The 23,776-nt window shown below is 63.1% G+C and carries 19 protein-coding genes and 3 pseudogenes; 6 read left to right on the forward strand and 16 right to left on the reverse strand.

Going from position 1 to position 23,776, the window contains the following annotated elements:
• Positions 1 to 2: 2 nt before the first annotated feature.
• The 9 genes and pseudogenes from G4G28_RS24905 to G4G28_RS00225 all read right to left on the reverse strand — a co-directional run bounded on the left by G4G28_RS24905 (position 3) and on the right by G4G28_RS00225 (position 8,358).
• Positions 3 to 212 (reverse strand): hypothetical protein, encoded by a 210-nt coding sequence (locus G4G28_RS24905; protein WP_229507815.1) that lies wholly within the window; start codon positions 210 to 212, stop codon positions 3 to 5.
• A gap of 82 nt (positions 213 to 294) precedes the next feature.
• Positions 295 to 477, reverse strand: a pseudogene (locus tag G4G28_RS28745) (iron-sulfur cluster assembly scaffold protein); the annotation flags it as partial.
• Between the two features lie 20 nt (positions 478 to 497).
• Entirely contained in the window at positions 498 to 1,766 is a 1,269-nt protein-coding gene (locus G4G28_RS00195; protein WP_182990385.1) for a cysteine desulfurase, read from the reverse strand.
• 96 nt (positions 1,767 to 1,862) lie between these two features.
• A complete protein-coding gene (locus G4G28_RS00200; RefSeq protein ID WP_182990386.1) occupies positions 1,863 to 2,753 on the reverse strand; it encodes a methyltransferase domain-containing protein in 891 nt (296 codons plus the stop codon).
• Positions 2,754 to 2,967: 214 nt separating this feature from the next.
• Positions 2,968 to 3,261, reverse strand: coding sequence for a hypothetical protein (locus tag G4G28_RS00205; protein ID WP_182990387.1), 294 nt, complete (start codon positions 3,259 to 3,261; stop codon positions 2,968 to 2,970).
• A 242-nt stretch (positions 3,262 to 3,503) separates the two neighbouring features.
• A complete protein-coding gene (locus G4G28_RS00210; RefSeq protein ID WP_182990388.1) occupies positions 3,504 to 4,229 on the reverse strand; it encodes a helix-turn-helix transcriptional regulator in 726 nt (241 codons plus the stop codon).
• A gap of 292 nt (positions 4,230 to 4,521) precedes the next feature.
• Positions 4,522 to 4,998, reverse strand: coding sequence for an arsenate reductase ArsC (locus G4G28_RS00215; protein WP_183107920.1), 477 nt, complete (start codon positions 4,996 to 4,998; stop codon positions 4,522 to 4,524).
• A gap of 224 nt (positions 4,999 to 5,222) precedes the next feature.
• On the reverse strand, positions 5,223 to 7,088 hold the full coding sequence (locus G4G28_RS00220; protein WP_229507816.1) for a CehA/McbA family metallohydrolase: 1,866 nt from the start codon (positions 7,086 to 7,088) through the stop codon (positions 5,223 to 5,225).
• 913 nt (positions 7,089 to 8,001) lie between these two features.
• A complete protein-coding gene (locus G4G28_RS00225) occupies positions 8,002 to 8,358 on the reverse strand; it encodes a hypothetical protein (protein ID WP_183107921.1) in 357 nt (118 codons plus the stop codon).
• 478 nt (positions 8,359 to 8,836) lie between these two features.
• Between G4G28_RS00225 and G4G28_RS00230 the strand changes: the two genes are divergently transcribed.
• Both G4G28_RS00230 and G4G28_RS00235 read left to right on the forward strand, forming a co-directional pair.
• Positions 8,837 to 11,779, forward strand: coding sequence for a type VI secretion system tip protein TssI/VgrG (locus G4G28_RS00230; protein WP_308601537.1), 2,943 nt, complete (start codon positions 8,837 to 8,839; stop codon positions 11,777 to 11,779).
• A 49-nt stretch (positions 11,780 to 11,828) separates the two neighbouring features.
• On the forward strand, positions 11,829 to 14,213 hold the full coding sequence (locus tag G4G28_RS00235) for a hypothetical protein (RefSeq protein WP_182990391.1): 2,385 nt from the start codon (positions 11,829 to 11,831) through the stop codon (positions 14,211 to 14,213).
• Here the strand turns inward: G4G28_RS00235 and G4G28_RS00240 are convergent.
• The 7 genes and pseudogenes from G4G28_RS00240 to tssK all read right to left on the reverse strand — a co-directional run bounded on the left by G4G28_RS00240 (position 14,210) and on the right by tssK (position 18,288).
• On the reverse strand, positions 14,210 to 15,157 hold the full coding sequence (locus G4G28_RS00240) for an SUMF1/EgtB/PvdO family nonheme iron enzyme (RefSeq protein WP_182990392.1): 948 nt from the start codon (positions 15,155 to 15,157) through the stop codon (positions 14,210 to 14,212). The genes G4G28_RS00235 and G4G28_RS00240 overlap by 4 nt on opposite strands.
• A gap of 61 nt (positions 15,158 to 15,218) precedes the next feature.
• On the reverse strand, positions 15,219 to 15,848 hold the full coding sequence (locus tag G4G28_RS00245) for a hypothetical protein (RefSeq protein WP_183107922.1): 630 nt from the start codon (positions 15,846 to 15,848) through the stop codon (positions 15,219 to 15,221).
• Positions 15,806 to 16,027 (reverse strand): hypothetical protein, encoded by a 222-nt coding sequence (locus G4G28_RS00250; RefSeq protein ID WP_183107923.1) that lies wholly within the window; start codon positions 16,025 to 16,027, stop codon positions 15,806 to 15,808. The genes G4G28_RS00245 and G4G28_RS00250 overlap by 43 nt, the downstream gene beginning before the upstream one ends.
• Before the next feature lie 8 nt (positions 16,028 to 16,035).
• Positions 16,036 to 16,197, reverse strand: coding sequence for a hypothetical protein (locus G4G28_RS00255; protein ID WP_183107924.1), 162 nt, complete (start codon positions 16,195 to 16,197; stop codon positions 16,036 to 16,038).
• Positions 16,178 to 16,612: a hypothetical protein gene (locus G4G28_RS00260; RefSeq protein ID WP_183107925.1), complete on the reverse strand. Its 435-nt coding sequence runs from the start codon at positions 16,610 to 16,612 to the stop codon at positions 16,178 to 16,180. Before G4G28_RS00260 ends, G4G28_RS00255 begins: the two co-directional genes overlap by 20 nt.
• A gap of 44 nt (positions 16,613 to 16,656) precedes the next feature.
• Positions 16,657 to 16,884: a PAAR domain-containing protein gene (locus G4G28_RS00265; protein WP_182990395.1), complete on the reverse strand. Its 228-nt coding sequence runs from the start codon at positions 16,882 to 16,884 to the stop codon at positions 16,657 to 16,659.
• A 64-nt stretch (positions 16,885 to 16,948) separates the two neighbouring features.
• Positions 16,949 to 18,288: pseudogene (gene tssK, locus G4G28_RS00270) on the reverse strand (type VI secretion system baseplate subunit TssK).
• Between the two features lie 227 nt (positions 18,289 to 18,515).
• Between tssK and tssE the strand changes: the two are divergent.
• The 4 genes and pseudogenes from tssE to G4G28_RS00290 all read left to right on the forward strand — a co-directional run bounded on the left by tssE (position 18,516) and on the right by G4G28_RS00290 (position 23,775).
• The gene (gene tssE / locus G4G28_RS00275) at positions 18,516 to 19,001 is read left to right on the forward strand and encodes a type VI secretion system baseplate subunit TssE (RefSeq protein ID WP_182990397.1); all 486 of its coding nucleotides are present in this window, start codon (positions 18,516 to 18,518) and stop codon (positions 18,999 to 19,001) included.
• Positions 19,002 to 20,839 (forward strand): annotated as a pseudogene (tssF, locus tag G4G28_RS00280) (type VI secretion system baseplate subunit TssF). It begins immediately after the preceding gene.
• Positions 20,803 to 21,888: a type VI secretion system baseplate subunit TssG gene (tssG, locus tag G4G28_RS00285; protein ID WP_183107926.1), complete on the forward strand. Its 1,086-nt coding sequence runs from the start codon at positions 20,803 to 20,805 to the stop codon at positions 21,886 to 21,888. Before tssF ends, tssG begins: the two are co-directional and overlap by 37 nt.
• A gap of 174 nt (positions 21,889 to 22,062) precedes the next feature.
• On the forward strand, positions 22,063 to 23,775 hold the full coding sequence (locus tag G4G28_RS00290) for an Hsp70 family protein (protein ID WP_182990399.1): 1,713 nt from the start codon (positions 22,063 to 22,065) through the stop codon (positions 23,773 to 23,775).
• The last annotated feature ends 1 nt before the right edge of the window (position 23,776 follow it).

A 23,776-nucleotide genomic window follows, 5' to 3' on the forward strand; every position in this document is an offset into this window, starting at 1 on the left:
GCCTATTCGGCAAGCTCCGCAATGTTCGACCTGGCGATGTGCGCCGTCGACAGCAGCGTGCCGAGCGTGTTCCAGGAAAGGCTGACGCATTCGGTGCGCGAAGGCACATCGCGTATCCGTTCGAAGACGCGCAAGCCCGCCAGCTGCGGCGTCTGCAGGCGCTCGCCCGCGTCCACGTCGCCGGCCACCATCGCCGGGAACTGTTCGCGCAAGGCGCGCGCCCGGCGATCGACAGGCCCTGATCGCGTCCGTCATCATCGAGGCCGACGCCATGCACAGCGCGCAGCAGGCCGAGCTCGAGAACGACACGGCCTGGACGCGCCCGGCGTCGACCCGCAGGTACAGCCGCAGATGGTCGCCGCAGATCGGGCTGTCGCCTTGCAGCTGCAGGTTCGCGTCGGCCAGCACGCCCCGGTTGTTCGGCTGGCGGCCGTACTTGAGGATCTCGTCCTGGTACAGGATTTGGGCATTCGTCATCGCGCTCTTTCGTGGGTCGGTCAGGGTGCGGCGAAGATGCGCTTGACGTGTTTCACGCCGTCGACCAGGGCATCGATTTCGTCGCGCGTGTTATAGAACGCGAACGAGGCGCGTGCCGTGGCGGGCACGCCGAAACGCTCCATTACCGGCTGGGCGCAGTGGTGGCCGGCGCGGATCGCGACCCCATACGAATTGAGCAGGCTGCCGACGTCGTGCGGATGGATGTCGTCGAGCATGAACGACAGCACGCCCGCCTTCTGTGCGGCGGTGCCGATGATGCGCACGCCCGGCACGGTGCGCATCCGTTCGTCGGCATAGGCCAGCAGTGCCGACTCGTAGGCCGCGATCCGGTCCATGCCGATGGCCGACAGGTAGTCCACCGCGGCGCCGAGGCCGATCGCCGCGACGATGGGCGGCGTGCCGGCTTCGAATTTGTACGGTGCGACGTTATAGATGGTCTCCTCGAACGTGACGCGCAGGATCATGTCGCCGCCGCCCAGGTAGGGGCCCATGCGTTCCTGGATGGCGCTGCGCGCATACAGGATGCCGATGCCGGTCGGGCCGAACAGCTTGTGGCCGGAGAAGGCGTAGAAATCGCAATCGAGGTCGCGCACGTCCACCGCCATGTGCGGGATGGCCTGGGCGCCGTCGACCAGGGTGACGATGCCGCGCTTCTTCGCTTCGGCCACCATCAGCCTGACCGGATTGACCGAACCGAGTGCATTCGACACGTGCGACATCGCCACCAGCCGGGTGCGCGCGTTGAGCAGCTTCATGTATTCATCGACCATCACTTCGCCGTCGTCGTTCAGGGGAACGACGCGCAGCACGCACTTCTTTTCCTTGCACAGCATTTGCCAGGGCACGATGTTCGAGTGGTGCTCGAGCGTGGTGACGATGATCTCGTCGCCTTCCTGCAGGTTCGGGCGGCCGTAGCTTTGCATCGCCAGGTTGATCGAATCGGTGGTGCCGCGCGTGAACAGGATTTCGGTGTGGCTGGCGGCATTGACGAAGGCGGCGACTTTCTTGCGCGCGCCTTCGTAGGCTTCGGTCGCCTCGGCGCCGAGCGTGTGCACGCTGCGGTGCACGTTGGCGTGTTCGTTGGTGTGATAGCGGTGGATGCGGTCGCTCACCTGGCGCGGCATCTGTCCCGAGGCCGCGTTGTCGAGATAGGCGAAGGTCCCTTTCGGCTCCATGTGCCGCTGCAGGACAGGAAAGTCGAGGCGCACGGCATCGACATCGAAGAAATCGGCTTGGACGTTCACGTCCCGCAGTAAGTTTGCCGCCATGTTTGCTCTCCAGGTTTGATAGGTAGGGGCGTGCAGCCCCACACGCCTGCCCTGCAGGCGCGTGACGTGCTGGTCGTACGGTGTGCTTTTTTTTGTTCAGGCGCAGCAGGACGACTGGTTGTCGCAGCAGCCGCCCGTGCTCGCCGCCGGTGCCGCCGTGGCCGTGGTTGCCGCTGGTGGGCAGACGACGCCCGGTGCGCAGCCGCAGGCCGACAGCGGAGCCGCTTTCGCCAGCGCCGGCAGGTCGAGCACCATGAAGTTGTCGCTGTACGGCGCCATGCGCAGGCGCGCGGCCGTGGCATCGCACACCTCGGTCGGGGTGAAGCGCACGAAGTCGTGGTCCTCTTCGTCCTTCACGCTGGCGTAGGGGCCGAGGTAGATCGCGGCATGGCCGCCATAGACGCAACCGGAGACCTTGCTGCTCGGCAGTTTATAGGCGCGCAGCGTGATCGAGCCGAAGTGGTAGCCGGCGACCTTTTCCCAGGTCGATTCGTCGAGCTGCGTCAGGCCGAGGAAGCCCAGGCTTTCGTAGGTGCTGACGAGTTTATTCACGGGGATGGCGCCCGTATAGCACTCCGCCCACAGCTGCTCGTTGGCGCGGTCGGCTTCGGCCACTTCGCGGTCGACGACGATGTCGGAGATGACGAGGCGTCCGCCCGGGCGCAGGATGCGGTGGATTTCCTTCATCACGACGTCCTGGTGCAGCGACAGGTTGAGCACGCAGTTCGAAATGACCAGGTCGACACTGTTGTCCTCGACCGGGAGCTGTTCGATGACGCCCTTGCGGAATTCGACGACGTTGTAGCCGAGTTCGGCTGCCACTTCCTGGTTGAATTCGTGTGCACGCTCGAGCATGGCGTCGGTCATGTCGACACCGATGACTTTGCCGGTCGGGCCGACCAGGCGCGCGGCGACGAAGCAGTCGATACCGACGCCGGAGCCGAGGTCGACGACCGTCTCGCCGGCTTGCGCGCCAGCCTTGAGCAAGGGGCTGCCACAGCCGTAGTTGTGATCGAACGCCTGCTTCGGAATGTGCCTGGTGAACTCCGATTGATAGGATTGCGGGCAGCACAGACCGGCAGGGCGGGCCGCCGCATCTGCATACACGGCGCCCACGGTTTTGGTTTTTGAATCTAGCGTCTCTACGTTCATTCGATCACCCCTGGATGGATTTTCTTACCGTTTTTTTTGCGGACAGCGATCAGGCTTTCTGATCGTAGCAGTCGCATTTCGACAGGCTCGCCTGCACTTCGGAGGCGTTGATGGCGCCGCGCAGGTGCATGGTGACGTTGCCGTCGACGCCGTCGACGACAACCGCTTCCAGGCGCGACTTGAAGTCGTCGCTGCAGCAATCCGATGGGCAGCCGCTACCGCCTGGCGCGCACATATTCGCCATGGCCTGCATCTTCTCAACCGTGATCACGTCGCCTGCGACAGTGATGTCGACGCCTTTGTCGAGCTGGGTCATTCCGGTAACGTTGTTGTTGAGATTCATGGTGTTTCTCCTAGATGGTTGAGGTCTTCAATCGGGGCCAGACCGTTCTCGGGCTGCCCTACGTTGAGCAGGCATTAGACCATCCGGAAAAGCACGAAACTAGCTGACCGTGCGTACAGGCAGGGGCGGCGGACAGGACAGGAGGCGTGCAATGGGGGGCGCGCGCCGGCGCCTGCGCCGGAAGGCGCAACAGGCGAGCTGGGAGGAAACAGCGCAGGCCGCCGGACGGCGGCCCGGAGGAATTACAGCAGGGCGTACTGGTGCGCGACCGTGACGGCCTGGGCGCGGTTGACCACGGCCAGTTTGCGGTACACGTTTTGCAGATGGAATTTGACGGTGCGTTCGGTGACGCCGAGGATGGAGCCCGTCTCGCCGCAGCTCTTGCCGACCGCGACCCATTGCAGGATTTCCTTTTCGCGCGTGGTCAGCACGATGGGCTCGCTTTGCTTGCCCTGGGCTTTTGCCACGACGGCGTTGGCGGACAGGCGGCCGATGGCGGCGGACAGGTAGGGCGTGAGCCCGTCGAGCAATTCCTGGTCTTCCGACGACTGGTCCTTGCGCACGAATGCGGCGCACAGGGCGGGCGTCCTGGTGGAATTCTTGGTGGAATAATTGCAGACCATGATGCCGTCGTCGGTCCTGGTGATGTCGCTGGGGGTGGCTCCGTTGGCGTCGCTGGTGTTCGATGAGCCCGTACAGGAGGATCGACAACTGAGCTTGCGTTCGGCATCGGCCCTGGCGCCATCGCGCTCCTCGGACACCAGCGCCGGATCCTCGGGTGGCTGCAAATGGCATTTCCCGGGCAATGCCGATTCGGAGCAGGTGCCGATCACCAGCTCTTCGCAGCGCAAGGTCTCGTAGGCCAGCCTTTTCAGGCTTTCGTACAGCGCCGCCGAGTCCCTGGTTTTTTGCGTATCAAAAATAAAATCGAGCACGGAAATCAGTTCCGGTTTCGATAAGTTCTGCATGTCGTCTCCCTAACTTCAAACGAAAACTTTTCAAATAGTCTTGGCTATCGGATCGTTTTTTCTATGATTGTCACCACCGCGTTGCAGGCAACGCGGCCGTGGTCGTATCGTGAAGTCCGGGCTTGGGCCCGCATCGGGGCCAGCCTGTTTTTATTGGTTTCCAGAGAATCCCGTCCGTCGAGCGGCTTTTGCTTACCGCCGACCACGTCGAGCTTCCGGCTAAATTGCAGGCCGGTCAACTAGCAAGAAGATGGGGTAGTGATAGGTTTTCAACTACGGTATGCAGCACGGCTCAGGCCAGTTGCCCGATGCGGGTCAGTTCGGCCGCCAGGTGCGCCCGGTCCTGGCGCAATTCGTCCAGCGGCAGCGCGAGGAAGGCCTCGATGCGCAGGCGCAGGATGCGGTAGGCCTGCATGAAGGCGGCATCGATTTCCTCGTCGGTCCCGGTCGCATGCGCCGGGTCGTCGACGCCCCAGTGCGCGCGCATGACCGGTCCCAGGTAGGCCGGGCAGGTTTCGCCGGCGGCGCTGGCGCAGACGGTGATGACGATGTCCGGCGTCGCCGGCAAGTCTTCCCAGGATTTGCTGTGGTAGCCCTCCGTGGAAATGCCCTCGCGCCGCAGCAGCGCCAGCGACCGCGGGTGTACCTGGCCGGTCGGTTTGCTGCCCGCGCTCAGCGCACGCCATGGCGCCGGTGCCAGGTGATTGAAGGTCGCTTCGGCGAGAATCGAACGGCAGGAGTTACCGGTGCAGAGAAACAGGATGTGCATGGATGGAGCGCCTTTTATTGTCGGGTGAACGCCAGGGCGCTCTCCGACAGGATCAGGAAACGGCGCGCGCTGGCAAGGGCTTGCGGCAAATGGGTGGGGGCGGGACGACGCGTGTGCCCCGGATTGCGGACGCAAGTGTGCCCCTGAATCGGGGCACGAGGCAAGTCAAATCGGCCCGGAGGGGGTGTCCGGACCGTATTCCATGCGGTGTGGGTGAAGTCGGCTTACTGCACCGTCAAGGCCACATCATCGACCAGGAAAGTCGTCTGCGCTGACGAATCCTCCGCCCCGGCAAAGAACACCTGCACCGTCTGGCCCTTGTACGCCGTCAGGTTCACGCTGCGCTGCACATAGCCGGTACCCTTGTTCAGGTTCGAGTACGAGGCCGGCGTCGCCAGGATGGTGCCGCCGCTATTGCGCACCTGCAGTTTCAGCGTGTCGTAGACGGTGGTCGTGGTCGTTTCCGCCGAGGTGATCTGCAGCCAGAAGGTCAGCGTTGCACTGGTGGCCGTCGACGGAATCGCGACCTGCTGGTACAGGTTGTCGGTGCGGGTGGTACCGGTGCCAGCAAACTTCGCTTTCCAGCTGCCGGTGCGCGCCGGCGTGGCGGTGGAATTGTTGACGATGCCGCTGCCGCCGCTCCACGATACCGCACCCGATTCGAAGCCCGGATTGGCCAGCAGCTGGGTGCCGGTCGTCGTGTTGCTGACGCTGAAGGCCACCGCGCTGGAGCTGCCGATATTCCCGGCCGCGTCATAGGCCTTCGCTACCAGGCTGTGGCTGCCATTACTCAGCGTGGTCGAATTGAGGGTCATCGAATATGGAGACGTGGTGTCGCTCCCTTTCAGGACGTTATCGACCAGGAACTCGACCTTGCTGACGCCGACGTTGTCGCTGGCATTCGCCGACAGGGTAATCGTCCCGCCCGTGCCGCTTTCGCTGGCGGAGACGGTCGGCGCCAGGGTATCGCCCGAGGTGGAGGTGCCCTGCGTGACCCAGATCGGCGCCGACCACAGGATGTTGCCGTCGTTTTGCGTGACTTTCGCGTAGTAGAAATGCGCGCCCGCGCCTGGCGTGATGGTGGCGCTCGCGCTGCTGGACAGCTGGGTCACGGTGCCGTTGCGGCCGGGTACGCCTTCGAACAGGGCAACCGAGCTCACGCTCTTGCCGGAGGTGCTGGCGAAGTTGGCGTTCAGGGTCAATGGGCCGCTATTGGTAAAGCGCTCGCCCATCACGTGGCCGTTGGCGGTCAGGATCAGTTGCGAGGTCTTGTCCATGGTGGCGAACACGCGGCGTGCACGCAGGGCGTCGTTGAAGCTGGCGCTACTCAGGGCGGTGCCGGTCGGGATCAGAACGCCCGTGCGGTTGGTATAGGACGCGCCCCAATTGGCGCAATGGTTGTCCTGGTTGGTCGAGAAGGCGACGTGGAAGCCCGCCTCGAGCGCCTTCTTGCAGGCGCCCTCGAAGTTGCTGCGGCCGGTTTCGGTCTCGGTGGTATTGGTGGAGAACGCCGACGTGTTGAGCACTTCGCACAGCACCATCGCCTGGTCGCCATCGGCCGTATAGCCGAGCGGGACGCCGTTGACGAGGAACTGGCCGCTGGTGTCGGGGTGGTTGAACTGGCCGAGGTAGCCGCGGTTCTTCATCAGCGTGTAGAGCGAGGCGTAGTCGTTCTTGGCGACGAAGGTGTCGCCGATCAGCTGGTTGCTGCTGTTGTATTCCCATTCCAGCAATTCGGTGCTGTTGAGGATATTCAGGTGGCCGCCATTGTTGATCACGCCCCACTCGAGGCCATAGACCCCCAGGAAACCCGGGTTCGCCGCGTTGAAGTCGCTGGCCGCTTTCAGGCCGGACTGATACAAGGCCTTGGCCGTCGCCGGGCTGGCGGCCGTGTTGGTGCCGTCCGAGCCGTCGTACATGTGGTTGTGCTCGGACGTCATGAGGATGTCCAGGCCCTTGTTCTTCGCATAGGCAAAGGCCTCGGCCGGGCCGTAGGCCGCCGATTGCGGCGCCTGCGCGCCGGTGCAGGAGCCGAGGGCGCCGCCGCCATCGCTGTGGTTGGTCTGGCTGTGCAGGTTGGCGTAGTACACCGTGTAGGGCAGCGAGCCGGTGGCCGGGGCCGAGGCGGGGAGACGGTACCCGCCGAGCCGCCGGCGATGCTGGCGCTGCTGATCGTGCCGGTACTGCTGGTGGCCGGGGACGAGGTGGGACGGGGACGCGCCGGTTTCGCCTTCTCGGGCGTAGGCAGTGGCGCGAACGGGGGCATCGGCACCGTGTCCGGTGGACCGACGACGATGTCCCAGCTTTGCTCGACACTGTGTCCGCCTTCGGCCTCGAGCAGGGAATCGACTTCCTCGGCGACCGGCTGGACGCGGCGTCCATCGGCTGCGCGTGCCAGCGCCACCATGCGCACCCGGTAGATGCCATCGCGCAGGGCCGGGTTTGCCGCGCGTCCGGCCCAGTTCACCTTGACCTCGACCGGCTTGCCGCTCAGGCGCTGCGTACCCTGCCAGCGCTCGACCACGCGCCCGGCCGGGTCGATCAGTTCGAGGCGCCAGACGATGTCCTGCGCCTGCTCGACATACGGGTAGCTGAAGCTCAATGCGAAGGTGCGGCCTTCCTGCGCGGCCGCGGGGGCCGTGTAGGGCGCATGCAGCGTCGCTTCGAACTCGCGGTGATCGGCCTCCGACGCATGGCCGGTGATGGCCAACCCAAGCGCCAGGACTAGTGGCAGCAACTTCAATGAACGAACGCGACGCATGTGACTCCCCTTTTTCTCTCGTTATCAAATAAAGTACAAATTATTACAACAATGCATGACACAAACGTTACATGCAAGCATTGTTTGTCTGTACTGACGAGATGAGGGGCGTTTGTCGACAACGGGCTCCGTCGCATGTGCGAAAGCGGCCGGGATGCGGCGTCGCCGCGAGCGTGCGCTGGCCAGAGGAGAACGTGAGGATAGCGGCCGCTCGGTTGGGCGGCGTGACGATCGCGATCGGGCTATTGGAGACAAGATGCCGCCGGCGAGCGCAGCGAGGTAGCCGGGCGCGTCGGCGGTTGCAGGCTGCCTGGAGCCGGGCAGCCGTCGAGATCAGCGCGAGTCGCTGCCGTCGGGCATGTCGGCGCCCGGATCGCCCAGTTTTTCACCAGGCTGTCGTCACCCGCAACGCCGCCCTGTGCGCCCTCGATCGGGCCATTCGGCATGTCGTCCGAAGTGCCGGGACGCCCGCCACCGGCCGCCGCGCCCATGCCGTTCTCGCTTGACGTGCCCGGCGCCGCGGCGCCTTGCGTGCCGCCGGGAATGGCGCCACCCGCGCTGCCGCGGCTGCTCTGCGGCGCACCGGTTTGGCCCGACATTGCTCTCGGCAGAAGTCTGCACGAAACCGCTTTCACGGCTTGTACCGGCGCCTGTCCCGCCCGTGTAGTGCCCGGCCGAGCTGCCGCCGGCGGCGCTTTGCTGGCTCTGCCCGGCGCCTGTTTCAGGCGTACCGGACAGGCTGTCGGCACTGCGCCCGGGGTTGCTTGCCGACCCCGCGTTGTTTCCTTGTTCACCTGCCTGATCTTGCGTTTTATCCCCGGCCATCGTGATTCTCCCTGAGCGTGAATGCATGATGGTTGATGCTAGCGCTTTCGGCGGGCGCTCCAATCGGCGCAGTGGCTGAACGCGTGTAGGAAAGGTCGGACGATGTGTCCCTCTTGCTGTTGATCAAGGATTGCCTGCAACCCACAGGTAACAATGCGCCTTTAGGACCGGACTCATCATGTGGTGTTGTTGATGCACACCATGATGTCTCCTTCTCTTGATCTGGCACATCGCGCTTCAGTGGAGGCATCAGTGGTCGAGCTATTTTCGCGCTTCACGCAAGATACCCGTTTGCTGGGTATTCGTACTCCTCTCGGTCCGGACACATTGCTGGTCGAGTGCCTCCGCGGTGAGGAAGGCCTGAGCAGCGGTTTTACGTTTCAGGTATCTCTTCTTTCCACGGACGCTGATATCCCGCTCAAGTGGCTCATCGGCCAGCCGGCGCTGCTCGAACTTTTAACCGCAAGCCCAGGGATGGGCAGGCGTCCTTTTCACGGCTATATCACCGCCGCCCAATGTGTCGGCGCCAATGGTGGCTTTGCTCGCTATACGGCAAGGATCGAGCCCTGGTGTGCTTTCCTCAAGTTCGGGCGCGACAGCAGGATGTTTCAGGACAAGACGGTTTTTGACATCCTAGACGCCGTCTTCGGAAGGTGGCAGGGCATGGGCAAGCTTGTCCCCATGTGGCGTTACGACATTGCCAATCGGGAGGTCTACCCTGTCCGGTCCCTGACCTGCCAATATCAGGAATCGGATTTCGCCTTCGTCGAACGGCTGATGTACGAGGAAGGCTTGTTTTACTATGTGGAACACAGCCCTGCTGGCAATGACGAGGATCCGGGCTGCCATACGCTGGTCATTGCAGACCACAACGGGGCCTTCCAGCCGAATACACAAGCCGACATTCGCTTTGCCCAACCCGGCGCAGTCATGCGGGAAGACAGCATGGACCGCTGGCGCATCGCAACGCGTTCGGTCATGGAGAGCGCCAGCATGAGCAGTTGGGACTATCGCTCAGTCAACGACCGTCCGGTGGCTGCGAGCGCCGGTTCCCATACGTCAGGCCCGATCAATCGCGACACGCCCGGGGCCTACGCCTACCCGACACGTGCGCAAGGGGAACGTATTGTCAGCAACCAGCTGCAGGCACGACAGCTGGTAAAAGAGACACATACAGGTGCCGGCACCGTACGCACACTTGCGCCCGGCACGACGTTCAGCTTGCATGGACACGCGCACCTGGATCAGGCACACAGTGATGATGCGCGAACCTTCCTGGCAGTGCGCGTACTCCACTTGGCGAACAACAACCTGAGTGCCGAGCTGCGGGGTGCGGTCACGCAGGCATTGGGACACGAGCACGCTCCGGCCTTCGGCGAGGAGCCACGCGATAGCCTGCACGCACCTGCCAACGCAATCAGCGAGCGCCCGCTTTATCGCAATCGCGTCGATGCCATTCGTAGCGAGGTGCCATACCGGAGCTGCAACGATGACGGTCATGGGGTGGTGCTCCACCCACGGCCAACGATCACCGGCCAGCAGACGGCGATCGTCGTCGGTCCCGCAGGCGCCGCGGTCCATACCGACCGCGACAACCGCATCAAGGTGCAGTTCCATTGGCAGCGTAACGCGGGCCGGGATGATCAAAGCCATAGCCGACTACACCACCCGGCTCCAGTCGGACAAACCGGCGCCCCTGCCGACGATCGTTCCGGTACCTGGGTGCGCCTGGCCATGCCACTTGCACCCATTGCGGGAGCGAACTGGGGTGCGGTGGCTGTACCGCGGGTGGGGAGCGAGGTGCTGGTTGATTTCCTGGACGGGAATATTGATCGGCCCGTCGTCATCGGTAGTCTCTACAACGGCGCGGGGGAAACTGATGCCCAGCACAACCGGAGCGCACATGGCCCCGGATCCACGACCGGCAACGCTCCAGCCTGGTTTCCTGGCGAGAGCGGTGCGCATGCGCATCCAGCGGTGCTGTCCGGTATCAAGACGCAAGGCATGAGCACCAGCCAAAGCGGCACCGGCGCCCATAACCAATTGGTATTCGACGACACGGCCGCGCAGTCGCGGCTTGCGCTGCAAAGTCGGGCCGCTTCGCAAGCGGATACTGCCGAACTCAATTTAGGCAGCCTGCGTCACCAAGTGGACAACCAGCGCCTGCATCCGCTCGGGTTTGGTGCCGAGCTGCATGCGACCGGAAGCGCTGCACTGCGCGCAGCCAGGGGTTTGCTGTTATCCACAGATAAGCGCACCGGTGCCAGTGGCAGTCAACTCGACTCGCGCGAGGCTCTGGACCAGGTCGAACAGAGCGTGGCGCTGCAGTCCGCAATGGCGCGCACCGCTCAACAACATCATGCCGTGCTGCCGGGCGAGAAAGGAGACGCCGGGGCTAAATCGGCGCCACTGCCTGCCTTGGGCGCGATGGAAGGCATCGTCGACGTATTGAAAAGCGCCGACACTGGGGCGACTTCAGTTGGCGGAAAGGGCAGCGTCGCGGCCTACAGCGAGCCCCATCTTCAGCTGTCGAGCCCAGTAGGCATTGTGGCGACAACGCCCGCCGATGCGATCTTTACCGCCGCGCATACCTCGAGCCTTAGCGCCGGCCAGGACTTGAACCTGGCAGCAGGGGCAAACAGTGGCCATGCGGTCAAATCGGGCATCAGTCTTTTCACGTACGGCAAGGCAAGCGCCAAGGAGAAGCCCAACCAGGAGCGCGGCATCAAGCTCCATGCTGCCAGCGGCAAGCTGAGCAGTCAAAGCCAGTCAGGCGAAACCCGTCTTACTGCAGACAAGACGATCACGGTCGCCAGTGTCAACAAGAATGTCACCGTCGCAGCGAACAAGCACCTGTTGCTGACCGCACAAGGGGCATGCCTGAAGCTCGAGGGAGGAAACATCATGCTGCATGCGCCTGGCAAGGTCGAGTTCAAGGCAAGCAAGAAGGAATTGACCGGCCCAGCCGATGGCAGTGTGAGCAAGCCCAGCTTGCCCAAGGCAAAGGAGATTTATAACGAAGCCTTTGTCGTGCTGGACGAGGAGACGAAACAGCCGCTGGCGCACGTGCGCCATCGGCTGGAGTCGGCCAGCGGCGTCATGGTGGAAGGCGTGACTGACGCGCAGGGCAGGACACAACGCATATTTACATCGAAACGTGAAGAACTCACCTTGCATCTGCCAAAGGATGAGTAAGGCCAGCGCTTAGTTTTCGATTTTCGATCATATCCCCGGAGAAAACCAGATGAGCGAAGCATTCACTGCCGTTAAATCCGCACCGACGACCACGCCGAGAGAGACTTATGTCGAGGTTGCGCATTCGTTGACAGACGGCGTCCTGGTCTATCGCCCCGGCGACAATTCGTTTATTGCGCTGTATCCGGACGAGTGGCTGGCATGCCGCGCCGATGGGCATCAGAACAAGACCGCCATCGAGGAGCTGCAGGAAGCCAACCGCGAGGTCACGGCCAAATCGCTGGCGTTGCGGGAATTACTCGAACAACCGAATGCGGCCAGAGCCGACATTGCGGGAGCGCGCAAAGAGCTCGATGCGGCACTGAACACCCTGTCGCAAAAGAGCGATGCAGCCAAGCAGCGCGTGGAGGCCCTGGACAGTCAAAAAGTCGACCCGAGCAAACTGGTCGAGCTCGTGCCCATGACGATGAAACGCCTGGAAGGAAGGACGCATACGCCGATTTATGTCAACGTCAATAGATTGCGGGGAGCGCTGGCTGACGGCCGCGTGTATGTCGTGGATGGCTCTGCGGAACGAGCCAAGCCGCCAAAGCAAAAGCTTTTCAATGGCACGACGCTGAATACAACGGAAATCCGCAACCGGATCCAGAACCAGGTGCAGGACAAGGCGAAATACAGCAAGAAGTGGAAATTGGCGCCGAAGGATGCCGATCAATTCAGCGGGATCCTGACCGATTGGGCGAAGGTGATGGGTGCGGACGCTACCGCCTGGCTCGAGCGAAGCCAGAAGGAAGTCCTGGAGGGGATGTTCCGTCCTTTTCACGGCAAACCCGATAGCGACCCGAACGATCCCCACCGAATGATCGACACCAAAGCGGAAGCGCAATTCCTGCGCTGGGCGGCGGGAGCGGGTGCCGAGGCGACCTTCATGGGGTTCCAAGGTAACTTGAATGATGCACGCGATACGGACTGGAAAAAACGTTTGCTTCGGGGTGCCAGGTCCGCCCAGTTCAGCGTCAAGGCCAATGCCGAGGCGTCCTTTGCCGTTGGTGAAGCGAAAGTCGAAGCGACGCTTTATCTTCCTCACGCGGCCGGGTGGCATTTGGATGGTGAGCTTACTGGACATGCACTGGATTTCGGCTACTTCCGGATGCGGGGCGACCTGACGCTGTCTGCTCTCGCTGGTGCCAGCATTGCCCTGGAAGCCGGCGCGGCATTGATGATCACCGGACAGTTACAAGGGATACGCGGTACGCCCCGCAACGGCAACGGCAACGGCAACGGCAACGGCAACGGCAACGGCAACGGCAACGGCAACGGCAACGGCAACGGCAACGGCAACGGCAACGGCAACGGCAACGGCAACGGCAACGGCAACGGCAACGGCAACGGCAACAGCAACAGCAACGGTGAAGGCAGTGGCAATGGTTTCGTCAAACGTATGCGCGCCAGCGCCAACGTTGGAGCCAAAGGCAAGGCGGATATTTTCGCTGGCCTTAAGGAATCGATCAACTTAGCGGGGGCGCTGCAGTGGCTCAATCCGGAAGGCTTGATCGGTCCAAACGGCCCTAAAAAGCCAGACCCGAACAAGGCGATCGCGGCGTACGCGGATGTGGCCAAGGTAAGCACCAGTGTGAGTGCTATTCAAGGTCTGGCGGCAACGCTCGGCTTCGAATGCGATTATCGGGGAGGGCGATTTGTGATTGCGGCAAAGGCAGGAGCGTGTCTCGGTTTGGGCGGCTCAGCGAGCGTTGGCTGTGAGGTCGGCGCGGCGCAAATTGGACAATTTTTTATGTGTATCGCACATCAGTTGAAACAGGCGGATTATCGGAAATTGGTAGATTTGATGACGACTGTAGCATTCAGTACATTCAATCAAATTTTATATATGCACGTTGTCGCTGACAAGAAAATTGATAGTTTCATTGGTATGGGTGTAACGAAAATTAACGAAAAATATGAGGATGTCATCTTAAATGTAAAACAAAACGGAGAGCTTTTTTTGCGAAAAGTTGAGGAGCAATTGAGATCGGGATGGGGTTGGTTCTCTTACATGCCCCCTGAATCACGAGGTGCTGTAATAAACAGTATTGCTGAGGCTTTAGAACAACCTCAATTTAGGAATAATCACGATCTAAAACAGCTGGCTGCTTTCTCAATAAACGAATTACTTTCGACGACACAGTCGAAAGGGCATTTAAACAATACGCTCGAACGTATCAACGTTGCAATGCACAAGTCCGAGCGCAGTCAAGGAATTAATCTGATTAAATCTATTGTTGAGGATACGAAGTTTGCCTATTGTATCGAGCGCTGCACCGCGCAACTGGATCATTCTACACCGCTTGTAGGACGGGCATTTCTTCGCAATGATGAGCCTGAATTTCAGCTGGCGCAATTTCCGCTACATCATCCGGGTTATCGAGTGACTTAACGCTTCATTGTGGTTTCATTGCGTGCGCACCGAAAATTCTCGACATTGAAACCAGAATACTCTGGAAAAGGAATCATCACTTCTTCAAAGGTAACCCCATTAGGAAAAGTTGATATCATCGGCTGAGGATCGCTCCCTATTCGCATAAAAACCATGGCGGCAATTTCTGCAGTTCCGCCAACGCTACCACGCATTACTTTTTTGGTTCCCGTGATGGGGCCGCTTGGATTTTTTACTGACGAGGTCTTATAGTAATCCTCGCTGAACCAATCGTTTACCCACTCGGATGTATCTTCAGACATTCCAAACAATCCAGCTGGGTTCGGAGGATACGTACCGACATCAGAAACTGGCGGCTTTTTTTCCCCGTATATCCATTTTTTCGGAAAATTCTTTCCCCTCTCGATCTTGCCGCTATCGGTAGCGAACAACACCTTCCTCCCGCCTGACCGCGCCGCATATTCCCACTGCGCCTCCGTTGGCAAATCGAACGGAAGGCCGGATCGCTCTGCCAGCCAAGCACAATAGGCCTTCGCCCCATACCAGCTCACGCCGGCCGGGCGCTTCGGTGCGCGATCCTTGAGGTCGCGTTCACGCATGTCGATCCGCGCCTTGCCCACTGCATCCGTGAACACGTCGAAGTCCTCGAACGTGACCTTATAAGCCATCATCGAAAAGCCATCCAGTGTCACTTTGTGGAGCGGCCGGGAATAGGCATCGAAATCGTAAGGAACGCCGTCTTCATTGCCCCAGTCCCCCATCTCGAAACTGCCCCCTTTCAGCGGCCGCATCGACTGCTTCACTTTCTTGAGCAAGGCCTGGACACGGACCTCGACATTGGGATCCGACGATGATGTGCTGGCGAGAGACGCGGTGTCGGAACACGAAGCCGACAGGTGCAGGCCGGCCAAAACGACGAGCGCGCTAAGTCTGGAAGAATGCATGATTGGAGAACCGGAAAATTATTGGGAAACGTGGGCGCAAGTGCACTGCAGGGATAAGGTCTTACGAAGCCAGCACTGCCGGCCGGACGAGCGCAACGCAGCGAACATAGGGATCATCGTTGCTGACGCAGAGCACCGGCCCGCCCCGCACGATTGCCTGTTCCCGCGCCAGCGCCAGCGCAGCGACATAGGGCACAGCGCCGCAACTGCCGCTGCCTGCACCAATACATGCGACATCGCTCGCATCGTCGAGTTGGGACATGGCGGCGGAAACGAACCCTTTCAGCTCGAGCACGCGGTTTGCGCGTTCATCGGTGTCGGCGATGACCATCGCCAATTGCCCTACTTCGATATTCGCCTGCTTGCACGCGCGTTCTGCCAGGTCCGCGAGAACTTTGCTGTCAATCCGTTTGGTCTGGTCCGCCGACGCGTCACGGCGTGCATCGACGCCTGGCTCCAGCACTACGCCAGCGGTACCCTCTCTCGTGTGTGCCAGCCGAACATCGGCCAGCAACAAGCCGGCGGCGCCCTCGCCTGGCACCAGGCCTTGCGGGCGCGCCGCGGCGAACAGCAGGCCACGCGCCGCCCAGTCGTCCACCGTGTCCTGGTCGATATGCGAGGCGAAAGCGACGACCAGCGCAGCCAGTTTCACATCCGGCGCCGCGGCATCCTGCGCCAGCTGCCCCAGCACGGCCGCCGGTGCCGCATGCGTCGGGTCGACATCGATCCGGTGACACGCTTGGCCGGCCAGCCGAATTGCACCACCACGTGTTTCAGCCAGAGACTGGCCGCGCTGCGCTGCTCGACGGTCCAGCCCGACGGCAGCAGCGGCAGCAACCGCAGCGCTGGCGGATCGCCTTCAAGTGGCATCAGGTCCGTTACAGCCTGGCTTGCGAGGTCGCGCGTGACGGCCGTGCCCGGGTCAGGGCGCGCCATTGCGCCTCGCTCCAGCGCAGCTGCGCCATGCCCTGCTCCGTCAACCATTCGCCGATTTCTTCCTGCAGCGCTTCGTCGACGGCGTCATTGCTGCGTGCGCTCATGACGGGAAACCGTCGTCGTCGACCAGTTCCGGATCGAGATCGGGCCGCGCCTTGCCGTCGGCAATGGCGGCGGCGAGCTCTCGGCCGAGGCACCGTGCGGACTGCGCAGTGCCGTGCCCGGATCGCAAGCGGAGCGCCGCCCGGCGTCGCGGCGGCAGCGCGCGGCCGGTGCCGGCGTTGCGGCACCCTTGGCGGGAGCGCGCGCGGTCAGCAGGCGGCTGCCGGTCCAGACGCCGAAACACAGGCCCAGTGGCAAGACCAGCAGCATCAGCGCCAGGTCGACGCCGTCGGGTGTGCTCGGCGCCGCGCCAGTACCAGATGGCGCCGCCCCAGCAGGCGGTGAACAGGCAAGTACCGACGAGGGCGCGCTTGAGCCAGGCGGGGCGAGCCCGCCGCCGAGGGTAGTTGAAGTCATCGGTGTGGATTAAAGGTTGTCGATCGTGGCCTGCTGGCCGGCGATCAGGAGGCGCCGCAGGCGGTCTTGTCGCCGTGGCGGGCGGCCGGTTTGCCGTCGATGATCAGGGTGCTGTCGCCGCTGATGATCGGGTTCGGTCCGTGTTTCGGGCAGACCGTCTTGTCGCCCATGCGCGCAATCGGCTTGCCGCCGCTGTCGCTGTGGGGTGACGCTTCGATGACGGCGCCGCCGTGCGAGGTTTTGTCGCCGAGTACGATCAAGGGTCCTGCCATGCTGCCTCCAGTCGAAACGGGGGAATGACCGCCCGGGCTTGCGGGACGTACGCTGCCGGTGGCTTCAGCCGGCCACCGCCATCAGTTCCAGTTTCAGTTCCTTGAGCCCTGCGGGCACGTAGATCGAGATCGACTGCGCCTTGAGCATGCGCTCGTACATTTGCCCCTTTGCTTCGAGCATGAAGTAGCAGGTGTCGGGGCGCACGGCCAGGGCGGCGGGCGGCTGCGGGGTGTATTGCAGGCGCACCCCGGGCAGCGCCGAGAGGACGAATTTCTCGACGTCGTCGGGCGCGCCGACCTTGAAGCGCAGGGGCACCAGGTCGACCAGCTGCACCGCCGGCAGGTCGGCGCCGACGGCAATATAGAAGGTGGTCTTGTCGTCGATCTTGCCCGAGTCGAGCGCGCCAATGTGGTACGAGGGGCGTACCTCACTGAGGGCGATGGCGAAGTACTTGGACGAGATCACGGTGTCGAGCAGCTCGCGGATGATCGTGTGCAGCTTGGCAAAGGCCGGGCCCGGATCGCTGTGTTGATAAGGCGGCAGGTCGGCCAGGGTCCAGCTTTTCGAGAAGGTCATCAGGCCGCCGGCCACGTCCAGCAACTGCTCGTAGAGGCGTTCCGGATGCAGGCTCGGATGGTGGAAATGGTGGCTCAGCGTGGCATAGGCGCTGCTCGCGGTGTGCAGCAGCCAGAACGAGGACATGTCGCCCGAGCGGAATTCGATCACGTTGCGGCTGGGCTCGCGGTGGTGGCCGTACAGCGCGGCCACTTTCGCCTGCAGGGCGTCGAGCAGGCGCCGCAGCTGCTGGAACAGCGGCGGGCGGCGCCGATCGACAGGCTGGGCGCGACGAAGCCCGGGTCGAGCTCGAAGCCGCCGGTGGCGGCGCGGCGCAGGCGCAGCAGCGGGAAGTGGACAAAGGCGTCGCGCGGCTCGTATTCCGAGACCAGGCGCATCGCTTTTTTCAGGTAGGCCAGCTGCACCGGCGCCGCCTGGGTGTACAGGTCGGCCGTCTCCTGGTTGGCCTGGACGAAGCGCGCGGTGTTCGCCGCCTGGCCGCTGGGAACGAAGTTGCCGGTAAACGGTTTCAGGCCGGGCAGCGCGGCGTAATAGGTGACGGTTTGCTGCGACTGCTGCAGGGCATTCAGGTCGACGTTGTCGGGCAGGGCGTCCGCGTGCGGTGCGTCAATGAGTTCGCCATCCTGGAAGCGCAGCGCCAGGTCGTGGATGGCCAGCACGTTGTTGGCCAGCGCTTCGCGGTCGACCTGCAGGCGCTCTACCCCCCAGGCATACGGGTGCACCGCCTTGATGCCCTTGTGCAGGCAATGTTCGTGGTACTGGTCTTGCCGCTGGAAGTGCTGCGGCCGCAACAGCAGGCCTTCGCCCCAGAGTACTTTGCTCGTCATGTCCCGTCACCCCTTGAATAGTGTGCGCATCCGCATGCGATGCCGCGTCTTTGCCAACGGAAACAGTAGCACCCGCCCCAACGGTGAGGATTTGCGCTTGCTCAAACGTCGGTATTGCACAACGCCATCACGGGCGTTTGCGCTTCCTTATTTTTCTTCAAGGCCGGTGGCGCGTTGCACGGACACACTAGTCCGATGCCCGTGCCAATGAGATGAAGGAGAGTGCCATGACAGGCTTCACGCCAGGATTGTTCGACCGCCTGCTCGGGGTGCCGCAGCGCGGCGGCGGCGCGCTGTCGCGCAATGCCTTGGAAGACATGAAGGATGCGGTGGCGCGCGACCTCGAGGCGCTGCTCAATACCCGCTCGGTGATACCGGAACACCTGTTGAAGGGTTTTCCGGAATGCGTGCGTTCGGTGGTGGGTTACGGCTTGCGTGACTTCGCCGATTTGTCGCTGTCGAGTCCGTCGGACCGCGCGGCGATCTGCCAGTGCATCGAAAAGGCGATCGCCTGTCACGAGCCACGCCTGCGCAAGGTGAAGGCGCACCTGGAACTGCGCGACGGGGCCGTCAACCGCCTGAACTTTTCGATCACGGCGCTGCTCGTGGCCAGTGCGTCGCAGGAATCGGTGAATTTCGACGCCGTGCTGCAGCCTTCCACACTCAGCTACAGCATCAGCAAGGCAGGGCGCGCGGCGCCCGCGGGAGCGTAAATGGAACAGATGCTGCCCTATTACGAAAGCGAGCTCGGCTACCTGCGCCGCACCCTGCGCGAATTCGCCGAGCGCTATCCGAAGATCGCCGGGCGTCTCTTGATCGGCGGCGAGGTCTGCGAAGACCCGCATACCGAGCGCATGATCGAGTCCTTCGCCCTGCTCAACGCGCGCATCGCGAAGCGCCTCGACGACGATTACCCGGAATTCACCGAAGCACTGTTCGACGTGCTCTACCCGCACTACCTGCGCCCGTTTCCCTCTTGCTCGATCGCACGCATGGACACGGCCGGCGCCGGGCAGCAGAGCACGGCCGGCACCATCCCCCGCGGCACCGAGCTCACCACCCGCCCGGTGCGCGGCGCCGCCTGCACTTTCCGCACCGTGTATGAGGTGACGGTGGCGCCGCTGGCGCTGAACGCCGCCGCGTTCGCCGACATCCTGCGCGCACCGATTGGGGTGCGCGCGCCGGCCAACGCCAGCGCCTCGCTCAGCCTGAGCCTGGCCTGTACCGGCGCGCAGACGCTGGCGCAGCTGGCGCTGCCGACGCTGCGGCTGTTCATCGATGGCGAACCCTCGTTCTGCGCGGCGCTGCGCGACGCCCTGTTCATGCGCGCCTGCGCGGTCTGGGGGAAGCGGACGGCAATGGCCGCTGGCTGCCACTGGGGGCGGTGCCCGTGTGCCCCGCCGGCTTCGACGAAGACGAGGCGCTGATCGACTTCCCGGCGCGCTCGCACGCGGCTTATCGCCTGTTGACGGAATACTTCTGCTTTCCCGAAAAATTCAATTTCTTCGATATCGACCTGGCCGCCGTCTGCGCCGCCCTGCCCGCGAGCACCAAGTCGGTCACGCTGCACCTGGCCTTGTCCAGCATCCGCAGCGACTCGAACACGGCCCGCCTGCTCGGCACCCTGTCGGCCCATAACGTGCTGCTCGGCTGCACGCCGGTGGTGAATTTGTTCCGCCAGCGCGGCGAGCCGATCCGCCTGACCCACGCCACGGCGAGTTACCCGGTGCTGGCCGATGCGCGCCGCGCCTTTGCCTACGAGGTGCAGGCGATCGATTCGGTGAACCTGGTGCGGCAGACGCCGCAAGGCGAAACCATCGTTGAATTCCGCCCCTTCTATTCGCTGCAGCACGCCCAGACGGCAGAGCAGCACGGGCATTACTGGGCGATGCGGCGCGACGAGACCCTGCTCGAGCGCAGTCCCGGTTTCGAGACGCACATCACCATCGTCGACATCGACTTCGACCCCGCCGCCGTCGAGACCGACACCCTGAACCTGGAACTGACCTGCTCGAACCGCGACCTGCCCGCCCTGCTCAGCTACGGCCAGGCTGGCGGCGATCTGTTCCTGGAAGGGGGATCGAGCGTGCGCAGCATCAGCTTCCTGCGCAAACCCACGGCTTCCTGCCGCTTTCCCAGCGGCCGCGGCGCGCACTGGCGGCTGATTTCGCACCTGTCGCTGAACCACCTGTCGCTCAGCGCCGGCGGCGTGGATGCCTTCCGCGAAATGCTGGCCCTGTACGACCTGCCGCGCTCGCCCGCATCGCAGCGCCAGATCGGCGGCATTGTCGCCATCGAACAGAAAGCCACCAGCGCCTGGCTGGCAGGCAATCCGTTTACCTGCCTGGTGCGCGGCGTGCAGGTGCGCTTGAGCATCGACGAGGAAGCCTTCATCGGCAGCGGCATCCACGGCTTTGCCCACATCGTCGAGCGTTTTCTTGCTCTGTATGTGCATGCCAACAGTTTCACGCAACTGGTCATCGTGTCCGCGAAAAGCGGGGAAGAATTATTCACATGCACACCCAAAAGCGGCGATTTGAGCCTGCTGTAATCGAGCGCCTGTTCCGCGAGCCCTACCGCTTCGAGTATTTCCAGGCGGTGCGCCTGCTCGAACTCTGGTTGAAACGCAATGGCGCGCCCGGTCAGGGACTGGTGGCGAATTTTTTGCGCTTCCAGAACTCGACCTCGCTGCGCTTTCCGGCAAGTCAGTTGGAAGCCATCCAGACCGAGCCACGGGGCATCGATCTCAAGGCCAGTACGCTTGGCGCGGCGCTGGCCTCTAGTGAAATGAAATGGATCCGCATCACGCCTTCCTTCATGGGCCTGCTGGGTGGACACGGGGTGCTGCCGCCGCACTATACGGAACGGATCGCCGACCACCTGTTCAACGAAAAGGACGAGGGCGCGCGCGCCTTTCTCGACACCTTCTCGAACCGCTCGCTGGCGCTGTTTTATGCGGCCTGGCGCAAGTACCGCCTGCACCTCAAATATGAACTTGGCGGGCAGGACCGCTTCCTGCCGCTGCTGCTGTCGCTTGGAGGCTTGGGCAATACCGCCCTGCGCGCGCGCCTGGCGCAGCCCGAACGAGGTGCCGTACTGGACGAGTCGCTCGGCTACTTTGCCGCCTCGCTGCGCCAGCGGCCGGTGTCGGCGGTGCAGGTCGGGCGGGTGCTGTCGGCATATTTTGGCCAGCTTGTCCGGGTCGAGCAGTTCGTCGGTGCCTGGTACACGGTGCCGCTGGAACAGCAGACCCTGCTCGGCAGCGACAACGCCGTGCTCGGCAGCCGCGCGATTGCCGGCGAGCGCGTCTGGCAGCGCGACCTGCGGCTGCGCCTCGTCGTCGGGCCACTCGACTATGCCGGTTTCATCGGCTTCCTGCCCGGCGGGCAGGCAGCGCGCGCCCTGGCCAGCCTGCTGGTGCTACTGGTGGGTGTGACGCTCGAAATCGAAGTGGAACTGGTGCTGCGCGCGGCCGATGTGCGCCCGGTGACCATGCGCGAAGGCAGCACGCTGGGGCGGCTCGGCTGGGATACCTATCTGGTGGCCGGCCAGGAAAGCCAGGACCGGCAGGATGTGCGCTACGCGATCGCCATGGAGTAAGCGCGCGCCACAAGCACCCCGGCTGCGTTGCAGCGCCGCACCGCAGCGGCTGCTAGAGGCTCCCTCAGCGTGCATCCGCCGTGCATGCTTACAAAAAAAGCACTTTCTTCTGGAAGCCCGTCTGTGCCTGCGATATGATGCTTTTTTGCAATTTTGAATGCATCGGAGCGCAGCATGATCGTCGGGATTGACCTGGGCACCACCAACAGCCTGGCCGCGGTATGGGAAAACGGCGCGGCGCGCCTGATTCCGAACAGCGTCGGCGAATTCCTGACACCTTCCTGCGTCAGCGTCGACGAGGACGGCTCGATTCTGGTCGGACGGGCCGCGCGCGAACGCCTGCAGACGCATCCGAAGGCGAGTGCCGCCAACTTCAAGCGTTTGATGGGCAGCGACAAGACGCTCCAGCTGGGGAAAAAAAGTTTTCGCCCTGAGGAACTCTCCGCCCTGATCCTGCGCTCGCTGAAGGAAGACGTCGAGGCGGCGCTGGGCCAGCCGGTGCTTGAAGCCATCATCACCGTCCCTGCGTACTTCTCCGACGCGCAGCGAAAAGCGACCCGCGCCGCCGGTCAATTAGCCGGCCTGAAAGTCGAACGCCTGCTCAACGAACCCACCGCGGCGGCAATGGCCTACGGCATCCACCTGCGCGACAGCGAATCGAAATTCCTCGTCTTCGACCTGGGCGGCGGCACCTTCGACGTGTCCGTGCTCGACCTGTTCGAAAACGTGATGGAAGTGCGCGCCTCGGCCGGCGACAATTACCTGGGCGGCGAAGATTTCGTCGGCGTCCTGGTCGAGCGCTTCTTCCAGGAAGCGAAAGTGCCGCAAGCGCTGCGTGGCGACCCCCAGTTCATGCAGCGCCTGCACGCCCAGGTGGAACTGGCCAAGCGCGCGCTGAGCGAGGCGCCGCAGGCATCCATCCGCGTCGGCGACGGCAAGGCGGATTACGGCATGACGCTCGACGAAGCAAGCTTCGAGAAAGCCTGCGCCGATTTGCTGGCACGCCTGCGCCACCCGGTCGAGCGCGCCCTGCGCGACGCCCGCCTGCCGATCGCCCAGCTCGACAACATCGTGCTGGCCGGCGGCGCGACGCGGATGCCGATCGTGCGCCGGATGGTCGCGCGCATGTTCGGGCGCTTCCCGTCGGGCGACATCAATCCGGACGAAGTCGTCGCCCTGGGGGCGGCGGTGCAGGCCGGCCTGAAGATGAACGATGCGGCCCTCGACGAAGTCGTGATGACCGATGTCGCCCCGTATTCGCTCGGCACCGATACGTCGATCAGCCTCGACAACGGGAACATGTCGCACGGCCATTTCGACCCGATCATCGAACGCAATACCGTGATCCCGGTCAGCCGCGTCAAGCGTTACTACCCCGTGCAGGACAACCAGGCCCAGGTCGACCTGAACATCTACCAGGGCGAAGCGCGCATGGCGGCCGACAACATCAAGCTCGGTCAACTGAAGATCAAGCTGCCGCCCGGCCCGCGCGACCAGAACGCCGTCGATGTGCGCCTGACCTATGACGTGAACGGCCTGCTGCAGGTGGAGGCGACGCTGGTGCGCACGGGTGAAGTGCACACGCTCGTGATCGAAGGGAATCCCGGCCTGTTGACCGAGGCGGAGATCGCCCAGCGCCTGGTGGCGCTGTCGGAACTGAAAATCCACCCGCGCGACCGTATGGAAAACCGTACCCTGCTGGCACGTGGCGAGCGCCTGTACCAGCAGCTGCGCGGCGTGGCGCGGGAACAGCTCGGCAAGCAGATCACGCATTTCGAAACGGCGCTGGAATCGCAGGACCGCCACGTGATCGCTCCGGCCCTGGTCGAATTCCGCAAGGTGCTCGACTACTTCGAGCACCAGAGTTTCCTGCTCCCGGACGATTGAG

This window comes from Massilia sp. Dwa41.01b (genome assembly GCF_014171775.1).
In the GTDB taxonomy this organism is placed as follows: domain Bacteria; phylum Pseudomonadota; class Gammaproteobacteria; order Burkholderiales; family Burkholderiaceae_D; genus Telluria.

Excerpts from the sequence above, each read along its gene's own strand:
- tssE (WP_182990397.1), top strand. The coding sequence starts at position 18,516 with ATGACAGGCTTCACGCCAGGATTGTTCGACCGCCTGCTCGGGGTGCCG.
- G4G28_RS00195 (WP_182990385.1), bottom strand. The coding sequence starts at position 1,766 with ATGGCGGCAAACTTACTGCGGGACGTGAACGTCCAAGCCGATTTCTTC.
- G4G28_RS00265 (WP_182990395.1), bottom strand. The coding sequence starts at position 16,884 with ATGGCAGGACCCTTGATCGTACTCGGCGACAAAACCTCGCACGGCGGC.
- G4G28_RS00235 (WP_182990391.1), top strand. The coding sequence starts at position 11,829 with ATGAGCGAAGCATTCACTGCCGTTAAATCCGCACCGACGACCACGCCG.
- G4G28_RS00225 (WP_183107921.1), bottom strand. The coding sequence starts at position 8,358 with ATGTCGGGCCAAACCGGTGCGCCGCAGAGCAGCCGCGGCAGCGCGGGT.
- G4G28_RS00260 (WP_183107925.1), bottom strand. The coding sequence starts at position 16,612 with ATGACTTCAACTACCCTCGGCGGCGGGCTCGCCCCGCCTGGCTCAAGC.
- G4G28_RS00240 (WP_182990392.1), bottom strand. The coding sequence starts at position 15,157 with ATGCATTCTTCCAGACTTAGCGCGCTCGTCGTTTTGGCCGGCCTGCAC.
- G4G28_RS00290 (WP_182990399.1), top strand. The coding sequence starts at position 22,063 with ATGATCGTCGGGATTGACCTGGGCACCACCAACAGCCTGGCCGCGGTA.
- G4G28_RS00250 (WP_183107923.1), bottom strand. The coding sequence starts at position 16,027 with ATGCCACTTGAAGGCGATCCGCCAGCGCTGCGGTTGCTGCCGCTGCTG.
- G4G28_RS00210 (WP_182990388.1), bottom strand. The coding sequence starts at position 4,229 with ATGCAGAACTTATCGAAACCGGAACTGATTTCCGTGCTCGATTTTATT.
- tssG (WP_183107926.1), top strand. The coding sequence starts at position 20,803 with ATGCACACCCAAAAGCGGCGATTTGAGCCTGCTGTAATCGAGCGCCTG.
- G4G28_RS00205 (WP_182990387.1), bottom strand. The coding sequence starts at position 3,261 with ATGAATCTCAACAACAACGTTACCGGAATGACCCAGCTCGACAAAGGC.
- G4G28_RS00255 (WP_183107924.1), bottom strand. The coding sequence starts at position 16,197 with ATGAGCGCACGCAGCAATGACGCCGTCGACGAAGCGCTGCAGGAAGAA.
- G4G28_RS00215 (WP_183107920.1), bottom strand. The coding sequence starts at position 4,998 with ATGCACATCCTGTTTCTCTGCACCGGTAACTCCTGCCGTTCGATTCTC.